A 17,371-nucleotide genomic window follows, 5' to 3' on the forward strand; every position below is an offset into this window, starting at 1 on the left:
CAGGGGAAAGGTCGGCTATGGGCGGCGCTGAAGGGTTTGGGGTCGGTGACAGCGAGCCCGACCGGGTCGGAGTCGCCCCCTCGCCGGCGGGCGGGCTGCTGGACGTCCTCGGAGTCGCCGCCATGGTGCTGGACGCCGAAGGACGGGTGGTGCTGTGGAGCCCGCAGGCCGAGCAGCTGCTGGGCTACCGGTCCGAAGAGGCGCTCGGACGTTACGCCGCCAAGCTCCTGGTCGCCGAGGAACACTTCGAACTGGTGCTTCAGTTGTTCGCCGAGGTGATGAGCAGCGGGGAGGGCTGGTCGGGGGTGTTCCCGGTGCGCCACAAGAACGGAGAAACGCGGCTCCTGGAATTCCGCAACATGCGGCTGACGGACGACCTCGGCGACTTCTACGCGCTGGGTCTGGCCACCGACCAGGCCACGCTGCGCCGAGTGGAACGAGACCTCGCGCTGTCGGTGCGGCTGGTGGACCAGGCGCCGATCGGCCTCGCGGTCCTCGGCACCGACCTGCGGTATCTGGCCGTCAACGCCGCCCTGGAACGCATGGACGGAAAGCGGTCGACGGAGCGTATCGGCCGGCGGGTGGGCGAAATCCTGCCGTTCGTCGACGCCGAGGCGGAGGCATCCATGCGTCAGGTCCTGGAGACCGGCGAGCCCGTCCTGGACCGGCAGGTGATGGACCGGTGCGGCACACCGGAGACCGACCGGGCCCTCTCGGTATCGCTGTACCGGCTGGAGGACTCCGCGGGGCGGGTGCTGGGACTCGCGGTCTCCGTGATCGATGTGACCGACCGGCACCGGGCGGCCGCCGATGCGGAACGGGCCCGGCACCGGCTCGCCCTGGTGGCGGATGCCTCCGTACGGGTGGGGACCACCCTCGACCTGGAGCAGACCGCCCGCGAACTGGCGAGCGTCGCCGTCCCCGAACTGGCCGACGTCGCCGCCGTGGACCTCCTGGAGACCGTGCTGCAGGGCCAGCCGACCCCGAAGGAGGGCCCCGCGGCCATCCGGGCGCTGGCCGTCGCCGCGGCCTATCCGACCATCGCCGCGGCCGCGGCCGACCGTCCGGGAGAGGCAGCCGACTACGGCGCAGACCGGCTTGTCACCCGTTGCGTACGCACCGGCCGGCCGGTCAGGGAAGCGCACCTCGACGAGGAGAAGATGGCGAACGTCGCGCGCGACAGCCGGGCGGCGGCCTGGCTCACCCGGGCCGGAGTCCACTCGTACCTGGCCGTACCGCTGATCGCGCGGGGCGAAGTGCTGGGCGCTCTCGACCTCAAGCGCGCCCGCAACCCGCTGCCTTTCACCGAGGACGACGCCCTGTTGGCGTGCGAGCTGGCAGCGCGGGCGGCGGTGTGCATCGACAACGCCCGGCTGTACCGGCAGCAGCGTGACACCGCACTCACTCTCCAGCGCAGCATGCTCCCGAAGACACCGAGGGAACTGGCCGGACTGGAAGTCGCGTCCCGATACGAACCCGCCGGGTCCGGGTACGAGGTCGGCGGCGACTGGTTCGACATCATCGCCCTGCGGGACGGAAGAACCGCCCTGGTGGTGGGGGATGTCATGGGGAGCGGCATCAACGCAGCCACCACCATGGGCCGGCTGCGCACCGCGACCCAGACGCTGTCCCGACTGCCGCTCCAGCCCGCCGAGGTACTGCGGCACCTCGACGAGATCATCACCGATCTGGACCCCTGGCTCGCCACCTGCCTCTACGCCGTCTTCGACCCCGCGGTCGGCCAGTGCTGTGTGAGTACCGCCGGCCATCTTCCCCCGGTGGTCGTCCGGGACGCGGGCCCCCCGCAGCTGCTCGACCTGCCGACCGGTGCGCCGCTGGGCGTCGGGGGCGTCCCCTTCAAGGACGTGACCATCGACCTCGCGCCGGGTGACCGGATCGTCCTCTACACGGACGGCCTGGTGGAAACCCACGACGACGACATCGACACCCGGCTGGACGCCCTGCTCCAACTGCTCCGCACGGAGGACCGGACGCTGGAGGACACCTGCGACCGGCTGCTGGGCGAGCTCCGGAACCCGGACAAACATGACGATGTGGCGCTGCTCATGGCACGGGTCGTCGGGTGACCCGGAGGCAGGAGCACCGCACAGGGCACCGCCGTGGTGCAGGTCACAGCGTCCTCGGGCACGGACCAGAACCGGACCCTGGTGTCGGCGGGTTCGGGCCGCGCGCCCGCCGGACATCCGGCGGGGCGCGGGATCCCGGCGCTGTCAGCAGATGAGCCGGTGGTGCGTCAGCGGGTGAGTGCCGGCGTCGGCCGCGGGCGCCGCAACAGCCATTGCAGGAAACTGCGACGCGGCGGCCTGGGCGGCCCCGCTGTGATACTGCCGCTGCGTACCTTTCCCGTCACATGGACGCGCAGCCGGACCGGTGCCCCGGGGACGATCTGCGCGCGGCTGTGCGCGCTCCCGCTGCTCACCGCCACGTCATCCACATCCACGAAAACGTCCGGCGGAACCACCAGCTTCACCGACCCGCTGCGCACCGACGCCTCGATCTCCAAGGTGGGCAACGCGATGACGGCCCGGGTGAAGTCAAGAACGACACTGCCGCTCCTGGCCTCGATCTCGATGCGCTGCGGCACCACCCACGCACCGCCCCGCTTCGCGCTCCCGCTGTCGACCGTGATCCGCGACAGTTCCTTCGGAGCAGCCGCGGCGACCTCCCCTGCCCAGGCCGACCCGGCTGCCGGCAGATCCGTCAGCAGCGCCGCGAGCTCTCCATGGGTACGGGCCGTCAGGGCCACGTCGAGCCGTTCCTCCAGCTCGTCGACGGTCAACCGACCGTCTCCGGCAGCGATCTGCAGCTGCTCCACTACCTGGTCTCGATCCTCATGGGACGCGCGCAGCTCGCCGCGATCGGGCACCAGTTCACCGGACATGCCCTCACTGTAGTGGTCAACCGGCCCGTTCGATGCGCACCCGTGCGGGTTCTCCGGCCGAGCGCGGGGCGCTGCTGCGCCGGGCCAGCGTGAGCCGAGTCAGCGCATCACCCCAGGAGGCCCGCAACTGGGGATCATCCAGCGAGCGGACCTCGGCGCGGGCCTCGAGCAATGCCGGGTCCCAGCTCATCCGAAGGGCCCGCCCGCCTTCGTCACTGACCACAGCGAATCCGTCGTCGAGACGGACCCGCCCCGCGAGGACATGGCGCAGCAGGAACCGGTCCGGCGCGGGGCGCGGCTCGTCCTCGACCACGATGTGGGCGGGCCGGGAACCGGTGGCGCGCACCAGGCGAGTTCGGCGGCTCCACCGGTCCACCAGCCCGTCGGGATAGGCACCTGCGAGATCCGCGCGCCAGGCGGTCGCGTTTCGGCCCAGATCGACGGCCGCCTCCGTGGCGGCGTGCAGGGCGCCGGGCAGTTGCTCGCCGCCCGGTTCCGGGACGTTGTGCCAACTCGACCGGAGGGGCCAGGCCTCGTAACGGTCGGGCCCGAAACTGGCGGCGGTGTAGGTCGGTTTGCCGATGTCCACGATCATCGGCCGGCCGTCGAGCGCCACCCAGTACGAACCCACGTCGAGATGGTTGTGGCGTTCCTCGTTGTGGCCGCCCTTGACCGCCAGCGTCAGCCCCTCGCTGGTACCGGCACGCTCACGTGTCACCAGCAGTTGAGCACGCGGCAGCCAGACGTCCCGGGGGAGCCAGCTGCCTTCATCGGGGTCCGAGGGCTCCGAGGTCTTCGAGCCGGTTGTCGCGGCGCGCCATTCCGGATCCGTCAGCCCCGCGAGCGCACGGCCGAGCCCTTGGCGGGGATGCGCGCTGCCGGTTCCGGTGCGGTGGCTGCTCGCGCGTGCGTGGCCGCGGACCTCGCCGTCGCCGAGCAACCGGCCCCAGTGGAAGAGCAGGTGCCAGGGCTGATCACCGGATGACCGGGCCGGCGCGTCACCGACGTTGACGTACCAGGAGTCGCCCAGGTGCATCCGGTGCGGATAGCGGATGAGCTCCCTGAAGACAGGCAGATCGCGCGCGTCGAGAGGCGGGCCGCCCGCATCGGCCAGCAGGTCCAGGCACTCCAGAAGCTGCCCCGCCCCGAGCCACCAGTAGGCGACTCCCTCATCGACGCTTCCGTCGTCGGGCAGCACGGCGAGGTAGTGATCGAGCCCTTCCACGACCAGCCGGACGAGCCCGGCCCGCTCCGCGTCGTCCTCGACCAGCAGCAGGGCGCAGGTGAGCACCGCGTGGTGAATCCAGGCGTTCCAGTTGTGTGCCGAGCCGTCCCGTCCGATCCAGTGCCAGTCCCTGACGTCGCGGAACGGCCCGAGTACCCGCTGCGTCACTTCTCTGCGGATCCTGCGGCGCAGCCCGGGCACACGCTCGTCCCACCGCACGCCGAGTACGTGATCGGCCCACGCGAGGAGGAGTGCCGTCTCGGCCGCACCGAGGTCCAGGAACGGCCGGTCCGGGTCGGGCAGCATCTCGGCATGCTCCGCGGCGAAGCGGTCGTGCGGCGCCCAGCACCAGGTGCTCGCCTCGAGCAGCACCAGCAACGCGTCCGCCGTGGCGTCAAGGTACGGCGCGCTGCCGGGCGGTGCGCCGGCGGGCGCTGCCTCGTTCGTGAGCACCGCCGCGACAGCGAGCAGCGCGGCGCGCTCCCGCAGAGCCCGGGCCGCGTCCTCGTACGCCGTGCGCACGCCGTCGCGAAAGGTCCTCGCCCAGTCGGAACCGCGCAGCACGGGCGCCGGTGTGCCGAGTACCTTCCGCGCTTCCTCCAGCAGCCGCTGACGTGTCTGCCGGTCGACCGTGTCCCACGCCGCGCGGTCCTCGACGCGGGGCGCGGATATGCGCCACCGTGCACCGCTGAGCGCCTCGGCCAGCGCATCGCGCCCGCCATCCGGGGTGAGGACCCCGGCGAGCCGCCGGTGCAGCAATCCGGTCGTTGGAGGGTGCTTCACGTTCACGGTGACTCCTGATGCTCTTCGGCCGTTCACTCAAGACTTCCGTGCCGGTCGCGTCAACCAGTACGCACCGGAGCGAACAGAGGCGAACACAAACGAAGGCAGCAGCTGAGGCCGGTCTCTCGACACGGCTTCCGTCACGTCCAGGCGGTCCCCGTCCGATGAGCCGCCGACACCGAGGAGTTGCGGATGACCAGTTCGGGCAGGACCAGGATCCGCTGTCCTGGGCGACGCTTGCCCTCCATCAGGCGGGAGACCATCATCTCCACGGCTACCCGTCCCACTCGCGCTTTCTGCGGACGTATCGCGGTCATCGCAGGCTCTGCCAGGTGCGCCACCTCGTCGTCGTAGCTGACCATCGCCATGTCGCCGGGGATGGAGACGCCCTGCTCCGTGAGGTATTGGGCGATGGACATCGCGTCGGGATCGCTGTGCACGATCAGCGCGGTGATGCCCGAGGCGATGCAGCGGTCGAGGACACCCTTGATGATGTCGCGGTGGCCGGGCACGTCCAGACCCACGCTCTCCCTGACCACGAAATCACCGGGCAGGCCCAGCTCTGTGCAGGCTCGCGTCCAACCGACGTCGAGATGGGCCGAGGTCGGGCTGCCCTTGGACAGCACCAGGCCGATCCTGCGATGCCCGTGTTCGTGGAGGTGGCGCACGGCCATCTCCATGCCGAGGGCGTGGTCGCTGCGCACCCACTCCAACTGGCGTGGGGTCGGCGTCCAGTGCGGTGTCTGCCGCTCGACCAGGATGGTGGGCACCGGCAGTCGGCCGATCCAGTCGATCATCTCGTCCACGCCGTCGTCCTCCAGGCTGGGCGCCAGCAACAGCCCCTGCACCTGTTGCGACGCGATCAGCCGGCTGATCTGCCGACGGTCCTCGACCGGGTCGTAACTCGACCCGCGCAGCTGGATGTTGACGCCGAGCGCGGCGGCCGCGGTGCGGGCGCCGCTGACTATCTGCGGCCAGTAGTAGTCCAGCGACGGCACGACGATGCCGATGGTGAACTGGGCCGCTCCGGAACGCTGACGACGAACCGGCGCCCGTGACGGGTCGAGGTCGGTCGGCAGCGTCGCCCCTCCGTGCACCTTGGTGAGCAGACCGCGCTCGGCCAGGGCGGCGATGTCCCGCCGGACGGTCAGCTCGCTGACCCCCAGGGACTGTGCCAGGTCGCCGACCCGGACAGCGCCGTGCCGACGCAACTCCTCCATGAGACGTTCCCGGCGCTGCGAAGCGAAGAGTCGGTCGTCGGTCATCGGCGGCACCCTCACTGTCTGATGTTCGTTTCTGAACGTTCAAGTTCAGAGTTGTTTCACCACTAGTGGTTGGGGTCTGTCTACCACTATTCCTGTCTCAACATGTTCGGAGCGGAACCCCATCTCGCTCAGGTAACGCTCCCTCCGGAAGGACTTGAGACTCGATGCAGACGAAGCCGCACGTGCTGGTCGTGATGAGCAGGTCGAGCTTCGATGCCCACTTCGACGCGGACCGCATCGCACGGCTCACAGAGCTGGCGACCCTGGGGGACCCGGTCTGGACCGACGAACTCGACAGCGACGAGGTGCGCAGACGCCTGGCCGAGACGGAGGTCCTGCTGACCTCGTGGGGAGCGCCACGGCTGACCCGTGAGCGTCTGGCGGCGGCACCGGCGCTCCGCGCGGTGCTGCACTGCGCCGGCAGCGTGCGTGGACTGGTCGACGACGAGGTCTACTGGCGCGGGATCCGTGTCACCAGTGGGGCTGATGCCAATGCGATACCCGTCGCGGAATACACCCTGGCAGCCATCATCTTCGCCGGGAAGAAGGCCCCTTTTCTCGCTGCCGACGAAGGCCGGGCCTACGGGGGCTGGGGATCGGTCAGCGGTTACGGGGACCTGTCCAACTACGGCCGGACGGTGGGCGTCGTCGGCTTCTCCCGGATCGGCCGCAAGGTCGTCGACCTGCTCAACATGCTGGGAGATACGACCTGCCTCGTCGCAGACCCGCACGCCGATCCCGAAGAGGTCGCACGCGCCGGTGCCACGCTGATGGACCTGGAGGATCTGCTGCCCCGGGTGGACGTACTGTCACTGCACGCCCCGGAACTCCGTGAGACCCGGCACCTGATCGGGGCGGAGCAGCTTCGCAGACTCCCCGACCACTCGACCGTGATCAACACCGCCCGCGGCAGCCTGATCGACTCCGACGCGCTGGCCGCCGAGTGCCTGTCCGGGCGGCTGTTCGCCATCCTCGACGTCACAGACCCGGAGCCGCTTCCGCCGGAGTCCCCCTTGCGGCGCCTGGCCCGGGTCATGGTCACACCCCATGTGGCCGGTTCACTCGGCACCGAGATCGGCCGCCTGACCGACCACGCGCTGGACGAACTGGTCCGCTGGACCACCCGACAGCCGTTCTCCGCAGAGATCACCGCGGAGAGCTGGGCCCAGGGCCTGAGCGCCTGAGCCCCCACGCACATCACCGCAACCCCCGAAGGAGCCGCACCATGAGAAAGACCACCGCACGAGTGCTGCCTGTCGCGCTCGCCGTTGCCCTGTTCGGTGCCGCGGGCTGCGGCAGCAGCGGATCAGGGACCACCTCCGACGGGCGGACCGTCGTCAAGATCGCGCTGTGGAACTACCAGAGCACCCCCGAGTTCAAAACGCTGATCGACGGCTTCGAGAAGAAGTACCCGAAGATCGACGTCCAGCCCGTCGACATCCTTGCCGACAACTACTCCGACAAGGTCACCACCATGCTGTCCGGCGGGGACACGACCGACGTGCTCACCATGAAGAACGTCACGGACTATGCCAGGTACGCCACCCGCGGCCAGCTCCTGCCGCTCACCGACGACGTCAAGAAGCTGAACAAGGCGTCGTACGCCGGACTCGAGAACTTCGACCTCAAGGGCAACTACTACGCGCTGCCCTACCGGCAGGACTTCTGGGTGCTGTTCTACAACAAGGCCATGGTCGGCAAGAAGGATCTGTCCCATCTGACCTGGGCCGATTACGACGCCCTGGCCAAGAGCCTCACCCACGGCTCGGGGTCGTCCAAGGTCTACGGCAGTTACCAGCAGACCTGGCGCTCGGTGGTCCAGGCCGTCGCCTCCGCGCAGACCGGCGGAAACCTGCTCAGCGGTGACTACGGGTGGATGAAGAACCAGTACAAAACCGCCCTGGACCTGCAGAAGTCCGGCGCCGCACTGTCGTTCGCCACCGCCAAGAGCCAGAAGGTCAGCTACGACTCCCAGTTCACCACCGGTAAGGCCGCGACGGTCCCGATGGGTACCTGGTGGGCCGCAGCCCTCCTGGCGGAAAAGACCCAGGGCAAGAACCCGGTCGACTGGGGGATGGCGCCGATGCCGCAGATCACCGAAAACGGCAAGACCGTGACCTTCGGCTCACCGACCGCCTTCGCCGTGAACAAGAAGGCACGCAACGCCGACGCGGCCAAGAAGTTCGTGGAGTGGGCCTCCGGTCCCGAAGGCGCCACGGCCGTTGCCAAGATCGGCATCGTGCCGTCGTACACGGACGCCGCGATCACCAAGGCCTTCTTCGGGGTGAAGGGCATGCCCAGCGACGCGCTGTCCCGGCAGGCCATGAAGCCTTCCAAGGTGCAGTTGGAAATGCCGATCAGCGACAAGTCCTCGGACATCGACCAGATCCTCACCGAGGAGCACGAGCTGGTGATGACGGGCGAGAAGTCCATAGACAAGGGCATCGAAGAGATGAACCACCGCGTGAAGACCGAAGTCCAGTGACCACGCTCTCCACGACGAACGCCGCCGCCGTCAAAAGGCGGCGGCGGCGCAGCGCACTGGTCGGCTGGAGCTTCATCCTGCCCAACTTCATCGGCTTCGCCGCCCTGACCCTCGTGCCGGTGATCGGCGCCTTCGTGGTCGCATTCACCGACTGGGACTCCTTTTCGACCCCGAAGTGGATCGGTTTCGCCAACTTCCGGCGGATGGCGCAGGACGACAACTTCTGGACCGCGGTGCAGAACACGTCCTGGTACGCGGCGGGACACATCCCTCTCACGCTGGCGGCCTCCCTCGGCCTCGCGGTACTCCTCAACCAGAAACTGCGCGGGGTGGGGCTCCTGCGCACCGCGTTCTTCTTCCCGTACATCACCTCGCTGGTGGCGGTCGCCGTCGTCTGGAACATGCTGCTGAGCCCCGACGTCGGGCCGGTGAACCAACTGCTGCATCACCTCGGAGTGGCACACCCTCCGGGGTGGACGACCTCCACCCAGTGGTCGCTGCCCGCGCTCATCCTGACCAGCGTATGGCGGGACATGGGCTACTACATGGTGCTCTTCCTGGCCGGCCTGCAGACCATTCCCATCGAGCTGTACGAAGCAGCGCGGGTCGACGGCGCCGGATCATGGAAGCGGTTCTGGCACATCACCCTGCCGGGCCTGCGTCCCACCACCTTCTTCGTGCTGATGATGCTCACCATCTCCAGCTTCAAGATCTTCGACCTGGTGCAGGTGATGACCGAGGGCGGCCCGGGCCGCTCCTCGCTGGTGCTCTCCCAGCTGATCTTCCGGGAAGGCATCACCCAGGGCCGGTTCGGCTACTCCTCGGCCATCTCGCTGGCGCTCTTCGCGATCGTCCTGGTCATCACCCTCGTCCAGTTCCAATTCCAGCGCAGGAGCGAGCGATGAACACGACCGTGGTGCGAAAGGACAGCCCGCCGGACCGGGCGACACCGAGCCTGCCGGCCGACCGGACGAACCGGCCCGCTGCCCGGGGGATCCGCCGGATGACAGGTCGCCTGGGGCTCTACGCGGTCCTCGTGGTCCTGGCGGCGGTCATCCTTCTGCCGTTCGTCTGGATGGTGATCTCCTCGGTCAAGGCAGACCGGGATGTCTTCACGGTGCCCATCCAGTGGATCCCCACGAGCTACCACTGGGACAACTTCATCCACATCTGGACGGACATCCCGCTCGCGACCTACCTGGGGAATTCGCTGATCCTCAGCGTCGTCATCACGTTCCTCCAGGTGCTCACCGGCAGCTTCGCGGCCTACGGTTTCGCCAAGGTGCGCTTCCCCGGCCGCGACGTGCTGTTCATGGGCTACATCGCGACGATCGCCGTGCCCTGGCAGGCGTACATGGTGCCGCAGTACATCATCATGCAGCACCTCGGGCTGGTGAACTCCCGTTGGTCCCTGATCCTGCTGCAGGCGTTCGGCGCCTTCGGCGTCTTCCTGATGCGGCAGTTCTACCTGACCATCCCGGACGAGCTCAGCGAGGCCGCGCGTCTCGACGGGCTCAGCGAGTACGGCATCTGGGCCCGCATCATCCTGCCGTTGTCCAAGCCCGCCCTCGCCAGCCTCGCGCTGCTGACGTTCGTCAACACCTGGAACGACTACATGGGGCCGTTCATCTACCTGACGGACAACAACCTGTGGACCGTCCAGATCGGCCTGCGCTCGTTCATCGGCCAGTACAACGCGCAGTACGCGATGATCATGGCCGGGTCGGTCCTCTCCGTGCTGCCGATCCTCGCCATCTTCCTCTTCGGCCAGCGCTACTTCGTACGCGGCATCGCCGCCAGCGGAATGAAGGGATGAGCCCGATGAGCGGCTTGCCGAACGCCGGCCGACGCCCCCGGCTCAACGTCGCGTACGGATCGTGGGATCTCATCTGGTCCCACGTCCACCGGGTGCTCGTCGTCAACCTCGGCCTGGCGGCGGCCAACCTGCCGCTTCTCGTGGCCCTGCAGGCCACCCACCAGCCATGGCGGCACCCGATCGCTTTCCTGCTGTTCTCCCTGGGCATCGGCCCGTCACTCGCGGCCGCCTTCGACTACCTCGGGCGGGCCGAGGAGGACGAACGCGCGCCCACAGCCGACTACTTCCGCGCCTACGGCCGCCTCTTCCCGCGGGCCGTGGCCATGTGGGCGCCGTTCGCGCTCCTCGCCGGTACGGCCGCAGCCGACGCGGTACTCCTCCGGGAGACCGCTCCGGGCCTCGCCCTTGTCCCGGCGCTCGTCGTCCTCGCCCTCCTGACCGGAAACTCGGGGGTGGTGGCCATGGTCCACCTGGCCACTGACGATTCCGTCCGCGTCGGCGGGCGGAGCTGTCTGGCCGCGTTCTACGCCGTCACCCGGCGCTGGATGCTCGGACTCATGAATCTCGGGTTGCTCGCCGTTGCCGTGCTGCTGGTCAACCAGGATCCGCTGCTGGGTCTGGCCGTGCTGCCGGGGTGCGTCCTGTTCGTCGTCCGGCGGAATGCCGGCGCCATGCTCGCTGCGGCGCTTCCGGCGACGCGGTGACGGCTCTTCCGGTCAGGCCGGGTGGCCGGGGGAGAGGTGCACGACGTCGGTGAGGCAGAGCAACGGAGGACGGCCGGACGGGCGGGGGGATTCGGTCACCGGGGTCAGGAGAAAACCCTCATGGTCGCCTCCCTCGAAACGATCCAGTACCCGTCCGACGAACCACGCCCAGGCATCGTCCAGCACCGGCGTACCACCGTCCCGCGGCTGCCACCCGACGCGGTCGAACTTGTCGACGCGGTCACCGGTCTCGCCGCCGAACAGGGCGGCCAGTGCTTCGTCCTCACGGCGCACCAGGTGTACCCCGAGGTGTGTGGCCTGTCGCGCCACGCGGTAGGTGCGATTGGCCTTGGACAGCCAGACCACGTACCGCACCGGATGGATGGAACATTGCGAGGCGAAGCCCACGAGGCACCCCGCCTGTTCCCCCGCTGCCGAGGCTGTCACGAGGTACATCGGGTAGTTGAGCACATCGGTGAACGTGTCGAGTTCCACCAGCCGACCGTACCCGGCCCGCCGGCGGATCGGCTTCCCTCACACGGCGGCCACACGCTGCGGACGTAGTCCCGGGGCGCCGGCTGCCGTCCTGCGGAGTTCCCGCCATGATGCCTTCGACCCACCGCATCGTGCCGGAGCCGAAGACACCGGCACCGCTCTCCACGGTAGTCCGCCTGAACCGTTCGGGTGCCGGAGACCATGCGTGGCTTGCCCTGGTCGTGGCCGGGGAAGCTGCCCGATCTCCAGACCAGCGCCGCCTGCGCTCCGCCGTACCAGCCGACGCGGTAGGCCGAGACCCGGAACCCCTGAGCGGTGGTCGACACGTACAGCCGGAACGTCCCTCCCGGCCGGACGCCCACCTTGTCGGTGTAGCCTGCACGGCCTCAGGCAGACCGAACGTACGGATACGCCAGTCCCGGCTGCCGGTCCGGAGCCCGGCGGACGAATGGGACGACGGGGTGCGCCTGCCCTGCGGCGCATCGCAGCCTGCTATCGCCATGCCGAGCCCGGCACCGGCTGCCACCGCCGCACCGAGCAAGTGCCTGCGGCCGAGACCACCGCCGTCCTGGTCTCCGCCCCCGCGGTCCTGCCCCGCCTCGCCGTTCATCGGCCCGTCCTGTGCGTCGCGCCCGGATACGCCATCCGGCAAGCGTGAACCGGGACCGGCCCGGAGCGCCGACGACGTCGATCAGTCGATCAACGGCCGTCCGGGTGACGCGCGGCCTGCCGCACTGCCCCGACCGGGGTCGTTGAGACCCCCGTCCGCGCCGCCCGATCGAGGCGCGCCGCCCGCACCGCTCGTGCGCTCAGGCGGCGTCGGCCCGCGAGGTGACCGACCGGCCGCCGCCTTTCGATGTCGTCCCAGCTGCCGAAGGGGAAAGCCGTGGGGGCGCCCACTGGCTGCTCGGCCACGGTCGGTGCGGCCACGGGCTGTGCGGCCACCGTCTGCTCGGCCGTCGTCCGGCTCTCGGCTATCTCAGATGTCATGCGTCTCAGGATGGCCCCGGGACGACGAACGCGCCCGGCGGCCCGAGCGACAGCCGGCCACCACCGCTGGTCGCGACGCCGGCGCTTTCAGCCGCCCGTCGTCGTGACTGCGCTGTCCAGATCACGGTGGATGACGCGGGAAGCTCCCTCGATGGTGGCGACGCCGTAGCCCATGGTGTGGTTGCCCTGGGAGAGAACCGCCATCCCGTAGTCGTGGCCACCGCCGGTGAAGGCGCCGACACTGTGTACCCGCCATCCGTCGGTGGCGCGCTGCAGCCACCCGTTCTTGACGTGCGCCGTCGCGGTGGTGGGTGCTCCGGTGGGCACGCCCCACCGCTGCTCGGGCACGACCCGCTTCATCAGCCCGAGCGCGTAGCCGCGGGCGCTCGCGCTGAGGACTGCGTTCTCCGTGGTCAGCAGCCGCATCAGGGTGACCTCGTCGGCCGCGGTGATCTGGGTGAGCCCCCACGATCCGTCCGCCCCCGGGGTGGTCTGCCGCATCTTCGCCAGGGACAGGAAGTGCTTGACGCCGGCGACCCCGACCTCGCGCCACAGGGCGGAGGTCGAGTCGTTGTCCGACTTGGTGATCATGGCGGTGGTCAATTTCACCTCGTGCGGCGTCAGCTTCCGGTGCGCCTCCTCGGCCCGCCGCAGCAGCGCCCCGAGGACGGTGACTTTCACGACACTGGCCGAGTCGAAGTGCTTTCCGGCGTTGAGCGTGCAGCTGGTCCCGGAGCGCCGGTCGTAGAGGGCCAGCGCCGACGTGCCGTGGCGCTTCTTGAGGGCGTTCGCGATGTCCCGCGAGAGCTTCGGCGCCAGTCCCGGCTTGTTCGACGCACATACGACCTTGGAGCCGCCGGCAACGGTGGTTGCGGCATGGATGTCGCTCGCGGAGGCGGGGCCCGCCGCAGTGAGCAAGGTCCCGGCGGCTACGGCAGCGGTCAGCCCGCGCAGCGCGCAGCTCGACAGCGGTGATCGGTGCATGAGGGTGTGTCCTGTTCCCACGGTGGCCTGGGGGCACTCTGGAGCCCCACCCGGCAAGGGCGTTCGGCGGGCAGCCCAGGCGCCGACCACGGTGCGCGGCGGCTCGGATTTCCGTTCCTGGGTCGCAGCCACGGTACGGGTCTCGGTGACGAGCTCTTCGAAAAATTGGGGCGAATTGTCTGAATTGACCGATGTAATGGCATGTGATGTTCGCCAACCGCGCCGCCCGGCTGAGGGGTGGTGGGCGAGGAGAACTACCGGCCGGCGCCGCCCCGGAGGACGCGGCGGACCCGTTCGCGCTCGCCTCCGGGGCGGCGGCCGTTCCTGGCCGCACGCCGCAGACCGGACCAGTTCGGGGCGCGTATTCCGCGGGTGCTGTTTGCGGTGGACGACTTGGCCCGGACGCTCGACGTCATGCGGTGCCACCATGCCCCCCCCGCTACGGCAGCGTGGACCTGCTGGAGCGGGGTTGCGGCCCCGACCGCGTCCTGATCGACTCTGCCGGGCGCGCCGTCCGCATCGACATCCCGACCGGCGATTCATGCAAGTCGTCGCCGACCACAACCTGCGGGAGGCGCCGGCTCTGCTTCCGTGAGGTCCGCCGCCCCATTGACGCCGGATCAGATCCGCGAGTACCGTCGACCTTCCGCTCTGACAACGTTGTCAGAGATCCGAACTGATCGATACGAACAGGGAGGGAGCGGGCATGCGTAAGGGCACGCGGACAAAGAGCTACCGGAACAGAGCCCTCTGCACGTTGCTGGCCGGGCTGCTGGCGATGCTGCTGGGAGCAGCGAGCCCAGCCGGCGCGTCCACGAAGCAAGTGACGCCGCAGGGCAGGGCCGAGGCCGCCGCGGATGTGCTGATGCAGTCATACGATCAGAACACTGCCTGGTGGCCGTCCAGTTGGTGGAACTCGGCTGTCGCACTGACCACGATGATGGATTACATGCAGCGCACCGGGAACACCCGCTGGCTGCCCATCGTCGACCACACCTTCGAGGTCAACCGTGGGGCCTTCCCGGCTGGAGAACGCAGCAGCGACCCGATCGAGGGGGACTTCACCAGCCGCGCCATCGACGACTCCGAGTGGTGGGGACTGGCCTGGTTGCAGGCGTATGACCTGACGGGGCAGCGGAAGTATCTGAGCGAGGCCGTCACCATAGCCGACTACGTGCACGGTTACTGGGATACCAGCACGTGCGGCGGCGGGGTCTGGTGGGACCGGGAGCGGACCTACAAGAACTCCATCACCAACGGCCTGTACGTGCGACTCACCGCGGCGCTGCACAACCGCATACCGGGCGATACGCTCTGGTCGGGCCGGGCGCAGACGGCCTGGACGTGGTTGGCCGGCAGCGGACTGATCAACAAGTCGGGTCTGGTCAACGACGGACTGACCAACGACTGCCGCAACAACGGTGGGACCGTCTGGACGTACAACCAGGGCGCCGCGATCGGCGGTGCGTTGGAGGTCTACCGTGCCACCGGCGACCAAACAGCGCTGGCGACCGCCCGGCACCTGGCCGACGCGGCGCTCGCTTCGCCCGACCTCGTACAGCAGGGCGTGCTCACCGAGCAGTGCGACGCCCTCGACCGGACCTGCGACGACAACGCCAAGCAGTTCAAGGGCGTTTTCATGCGCTACATGATGGACCTGGCCGACACCACCGGCGATGGCACCTACCGCGCTTTCACCGTCCAGCAGGCGAACAGCATCTGGACCCGGGACCGGGACGCCCAGAACCGTCTGGGGCAGCGCTGGTCCGGTGCGGACCCCGCCGGTTATCCCAACGCCCATGACTGGCGTACCCAGGCCAGTGCATTGGGCGCCCTCGTCGCGGCGGTGCCCCGGGGCACGCACCACGCCGTTGGGACCGGGGAATAGTCCGCGCTATCGACAACCAACGGAGGTACTCCATGCACGCGCGTCGTTCCCGGACCGTTCTGGCCGGCGTCGTGCTCGCGGTGTTGGCTGCGGGGACGGTCTCCGCAGCCGCGCCGGATCCGAACCGACCGGCCCCGGTGGGCAGAGCGGAAGCGACGGCACGGGCCACCGCCGCGTACACCGCTCTGGAAAAGTACCTCGGCACGACCGATGGTTCCGGGCTCTTCCGCGAGCAGTACCCTGCAGCCGCCGACGACAACCCGTACTCGTACGAATGGCCGCACTCCCAGATTCACATCGCCGCGCTCGACATCTCGGTGGTGGACCGGCGTTACGAGGCGCAGCTCGCCGAAGTCGCCAAGTCCCAGGAGCACTACTGGAATGCGGCCGGCGGAACGACCGGACTCCCGGGCTACGCCTCCTACCCCGTCGCCCCGTACGGATCGGGCGGCGACATGTTCTACGACGACAACGAGTGGGTGGGGCTGGAGAAAATCCAGCGCTACCTGCAGGCCGGCGACCCCGCGGCGCTGTCGCGCGCCGAGCATATCTTCGAGCTCGTCGAGTCGGGCTGGGACACCGACCCGGGCCACGCAGATCCCGGGGGTGTGTTCTGGACCCAGGCCGGTTGGAGCCAAGCCCGCAACACCGTGTCCAACATGCCGGCCGCCGAACTCGGGCTCCGGCTCTATCAGATCACCGGCAAGCGCAGCTATCTGGACTCGGCCAAACGTTTCTACGACTGGACCAACACCTACCTGCAGAGCCCCGAGGGACTGTACTGGGACAACCTCGACCTGAAGGGCTCCATCGACAAGACCGTGTGGTCCTACAACCAGGGCGTGCCGATCGGTGTCAACGTCCTGTTCTACGAGGTGACCCACGACCGCGCGTACCTGCGCCGCGCCGAGCGGGTCGCCGAGGCCGCCTACACCCACTACATCACCGAAGGACGTCTGCTCACGCAGCCGCCCTACTTCAACTCGATCTTCTTCAAGAACCTCCTGCTGCTCGAATCGGCGACCGGCGGAGACAAGTACCGGAAGGCGATGGCCGACTACGCCGACCATGTGTGGGCGAAGCAACGTGATCCCCGGACCGGCCTCGTGCGGTTCGACGCCGGCGGCACCACTCAGGCGATCCAGCAGGCGGCAGTCGCCCAGATCTACGCCGTGCTCGCCTGGCCGCGCCGCGCGTGGTCGACGCTGTACTGACCGACGTGGTCAGCCGGGCGCAGACTCACTCGCGGTCCGGGTTTTCGCTCTCGGCCTGTGACGGGCTCGTCCCCGAGCCGCTGAGGAGCGCCGCCGGGCGCTCCGCGCCAGTTCGGCGGTTATTCCGCGCCCGGTCGCGGTTCCGGAGCACGGTCCGAGGCCGGCCACACGTACGGCAGGTCGTCCGGCACACCGGGGAACCGACCGCGGTAGTAGTCCGGGTCCTTGCGCAGCAGCGCCGACTGGTGGCTGCGGTGGAAGTCCCGGGAGCCGAGCCACGGCGGGAGGTCACCGTCCACGTTGAGCCGGACCTGGGTCCGCACCGTTGCGCCCGGCAGCCAGTTCCGGAAGTCGTTCACCAACGTGACAGCACAGGTGTCGGCATGCCCCAGGGCCGTCCACACCCGGCACACGTCCAGCCCGTAAAGAACCAGCGCCTCCTCGTATCCGGCCCACATACGGACCGCCGGATGTCTGCGCCAACCGTATCCGGGCACGGTCAGCCCGCGGAGTACCTGCAGCGCCTCGACCCGCTGCTTGCCCAGCCGCCGGGGGTCGAGCGCGCTTGCTGACCGGGTGAAGTCCGGAAAGGGAAGAAAAGTCTGCATGTGACATCTCTA

15 protein-coding genes are annotated in these 17,371 nt (G+C 69.0%); 8 read left to right on the forward strand and 7 right to left on the reverse strand.

Features of this window, described 5'->3' with window-relative positions:
* Positions 1–17: 17 nt before the first annotated feature.
* Positions 18–2,087 (forward strand): SpoIIE family protein phosphatase, encoded by a 2,070-nt coding sequence (locus AB0436_RS06590; protein WP_366466593.1) that lies wholly within the window; start codon positions 18–20, stop codon positions 2,085–2,087.
* A 167-nt stretch (positions 2,088–2,254) separates the two neighbouring features.
* On the opposite strand, the gene AB0436_RS06595 is transcribed toward AB0436_RS06590, so the two are convergent.
* From AB0436_RS06595 to AB0436_RS06605, 3 genes are all read right to left on the reverse strand, one after another.
* Positions 2,255–2,902, reverse strand: a complete 648-nt coding sequence (locus tag AB0436_RS06595; protein ID WP_366466594.1) for a DUF1707 domain-containing protein — start codon at positions 2,900–2,902, stop codon at positions 2,255–2,257.
* 16 nt (positions 2,903–2,918) lie between these two features.
* Positions 2,919–4,910, reverse strand: a complete 1,992-nt coding sequence (locus AB0436_RS06600) for a heparinase II/III family protein (protein ID WP_366466595.1) — start codon at positions 4,908–4,910, stop codon at positions 2,919–2,921.
* 140 nt (positions 4,911–5,050) lie between these two features.
* Positions 5,051–6,175: a substrate-binding domain-containing protein gene (locus tag AB0436_RS06605; protein ID WP_366466596.1), complete on the reverse strand. Its 1,125-nt coding sequence runs from the start codon at positions 6,173–6,175 to the stop codon at positions 5,051–5,053.
* A gap of 164 nt (positions 6,176–6,339) precedes the next feature.
* Between AB0436_RS06605 and AB0436_RS06610 the strand changes: the two genes are divergently transcribed.
* Genes AB0436_RS06610 through AB0436_RS06630 form a run of 5 tightly spaced genes read left to right on the forward strand, consistent with a single transcriptional unit; the run spans position 6,340 to position 11,180 of the window.
* Positions 6,340–7,359, forward strand: coding sequence for a hydroxyacid dehydrogenase (locus tag AB0436_RS06610; protein WP_366466597.1), 1,020 nt, complete (start codon positions 6,340–6,342; stop codon positions 7,357–7,359).
* 41 nt (positions 7,360–7,400) lie between these two features.
* Positions 7,401–8,660, forward strand: a complete 1,260-nt coding sequence (locus AB0436_RS06615) for a sugar ABC transporter substrate-binding protein (RefSeq protein WP_366466598.1) — start codon at positions 7,401–7,403, stop codon at positions 8,658–8,660.
* Complete coding sequence (locus AB0436_RS06620) at positions 8,657–9,565, forward strand: sugar ABC transporter permease (RefSeq protein WP_366466599.1); 909 nt, start codon at positions 8,657–8,659, stop codon at positions 9,563–9,565. The genes AB0436_RS06615 and AB0436_RS06620 overlap by 4 nt, the downstream gene beginning before the upstream one ends.
* Entirely contained in the window at positions 9,562–10,476 is a 915-nt protein-coding gene (locus tag AB0436_RS06625) for a carbohydrate ABC transporter permease (RefSeq protein WP_366466600.1), read from the forward strand. The genes AB0436_RS06620 and AB0436_RS06625 overlap by 4 nt, the downstream gene beginning before the upstream one ends.
* A gap of 5 nt (positions 10,477–10,481) precedes the next feature.
* Positions 10,482–11,180: a hypothetical protein gene (locus AB0436_RS06630; protein WP_366466601.1), complete on the forward strand. Its 699-nt coding sequence runs from the start codon at positions 10,482–10,484 to the stop codon at positions 11,178–11,180.
* 12 nt (positions 11,181–11,192) lie between these two features.
* On the opposite strand, the gene AB0436_RS06635 is transcribed toward AB0436_RS06630, so the two are convergent.
* The 3 genes from AB0436_RS06635 to AB0436_RS06645 form a co-directional block, all read right to left on the reverse strand.
* Positions 11,193–11,678, reverse strand: a complete 486-nt coding sequence (locus tag AB0436_RS06635; protein WP_366466891.1) for a flavin reductase family protein — start codon at positions 11,676–11,678, stop codon at positions 11,193–11,195.
* Positions 11,679–12,374: 696 nt separating this feature from the next.
* Complete coding sequence (locus tag AB0436_RS06640; RefSeq protein ID WP_366466602.1) at positions 12,375–12,665, reverse strand: hypothetical protein; 291 nt, start codon at positions 12,663–12,665, stop codon at positions 12,375–12,377.
* Positions 12,666–12,752: 87 nt separating this feature from the next.
* Entirely contained in the window at positions 12,753–13,649 is an 897-nt protein-coding gene (locus AB0436_RS06645) for a serine hydrolase (protein ID WP_366466603.1), read from the reverse strand.
* Positions 13,650–14,355: 706 nt separating this feature from the next.
* On the opposite strand from AB0436_RS06645, the gene AB0436_RS06650 reads away from it, so the two are divergent.
* Both AB0436_RS06650 and AB0436_RS06655 read left to right on the forward strand, forming a co-directional pair.
* On the forward strand, positions 14,356–15,537 hold the full coding sequence (locus AB0436_RS06650; RefSeq protein WP_366466604.1) for a glycoside hydrolase family 76 protein: 1,182 nt from the start codon (positions 14,356–14,358) through the stop codon (positions 15,535–15,537).
* A 32-nt stretch (positions 15,538–15,569) separates the two neighbouring features.
* The gene (locus tag AB0436_RS06655; RefSeq protein ID WP_366466605.1) at positions 15,570–16,751 is read left to right on the forward strand and encodes a glycoside hydrolase family 76 protein; all 1,182 of its coding nucleotides are present in this window, start codon (positions 15,570–15,572) and stop codon (positions 16,749–16,751) included.
* 119 nt (positions 16,752–16,870) lie between these two features.
* Here AB0436_RS06655 and AB0436_RS06660 read toward each other — a convergent pair whose 3' ends face one another.
* Complete coding sequence (locus AB0436_RS06660) at positions 16,871–17,359, reverse strand: MSMEG_6728 family protein (RefSeq protein ID WP_366466606.1); 489 nt, start codon at positions 17,357–17,359, stop codon at positions 16,871–16,873.
* Positions 17,360–17,371 lie beyond the last annotated feature (12 nt).

Origin of the sequence: Streptomyces sp. NPDC051322, assembly GCF_040689485.1 — a bacterium.
In the GTDB taxonomy this organism is placed as follows: Bacteria; Actinomycetota; Actinomycetes; order Streptomycetales; family Streptomycetaceae; genus Streptomyces.

Coding starts and splice junctions, on each gene's coding strand:
- AB0436_RS06645 (WP_366466603.1), bottom strand. CDS start 13,649: ATGCACCGATCACCGCTGTCGAGCTGCGCGCTGCGCGGGCTGACCGCT.
- AB0436_RS06610 (WP_366466597.1), top strand. CDS start 6,340: ATGCAGACGAAGCCGCACGTGCTGGTCGTGATGAGCAGGTCGAGCTTC.
- AB0436_RS06590 (WP_366466593.1), top strand. CDS start 18: ATGGGCGGCGCTGAAGGGTTTGGGGTCGGTGACAGCGAGCCCGACCGG.
- AB0436_RS06625 (WP_366466600.1), top strand. CDS start 9,562: ATGAACACGACCGTGGTGCGAAAGGACAGCCCGCCGGACCGGGCGACA.
- AB0436_RS06615 (WP_366466598.1), top strand. CDS start 7,401: ATGAGAAAGACCACCGCACGAGTGCTGCCTGTCGCGCTCGCCGTTGCC.
- AB0436_RS06660 (WP_366466606.1), bottom strand. CDS start 17,359: ATGCAGACTTTTCTTCCCTTTCCGGACTTCACCCGGTCAGCAAGCGCG.
- AB0436_RS06630 (WP_366466601.1), top strand. CDS start 10,482: ATGAGCGGCTTGCCGAACGCCGGCCGACGCCCCCGGCTCAACGTCGCG.
- AB0436_RS06595 (WP_366466594.1), bottom strand. CDS start 2,902: ATGTCCGGTGAACTGGTGCCCGATCGCGGCGAGCTGCGCGCGTCCCAT.
- AB0436_RS06650 (WP_366466604.1), top strand. CDS start 14,356: ATGCGTAAGGGCACGCGGACAAAGAGCTACCGGAACAGAGCCCTCTGC.
- AB0436_RS06605 (WP_366466596.1), bottom strand. CDS start 6,175: ATGACCGACGACCGACTCTTCGCTTCGCAGCGCCGGGAACGTCTCATG.
- AB0436_RS06640 (WP_366466602.1), bottom strand. CDS start 12,665: ATGACATCTGAGATAGCCGAGAGCCGGACGACGGCCGAGCAGACGGTG.
- AB0436_RS06655 (WP_366466605.1), top strand. CDS start 15,570: ATGCACGCGCGTCGTTCCCGGACCGTTCTGGCCGGCGTCGTGCTCGCG.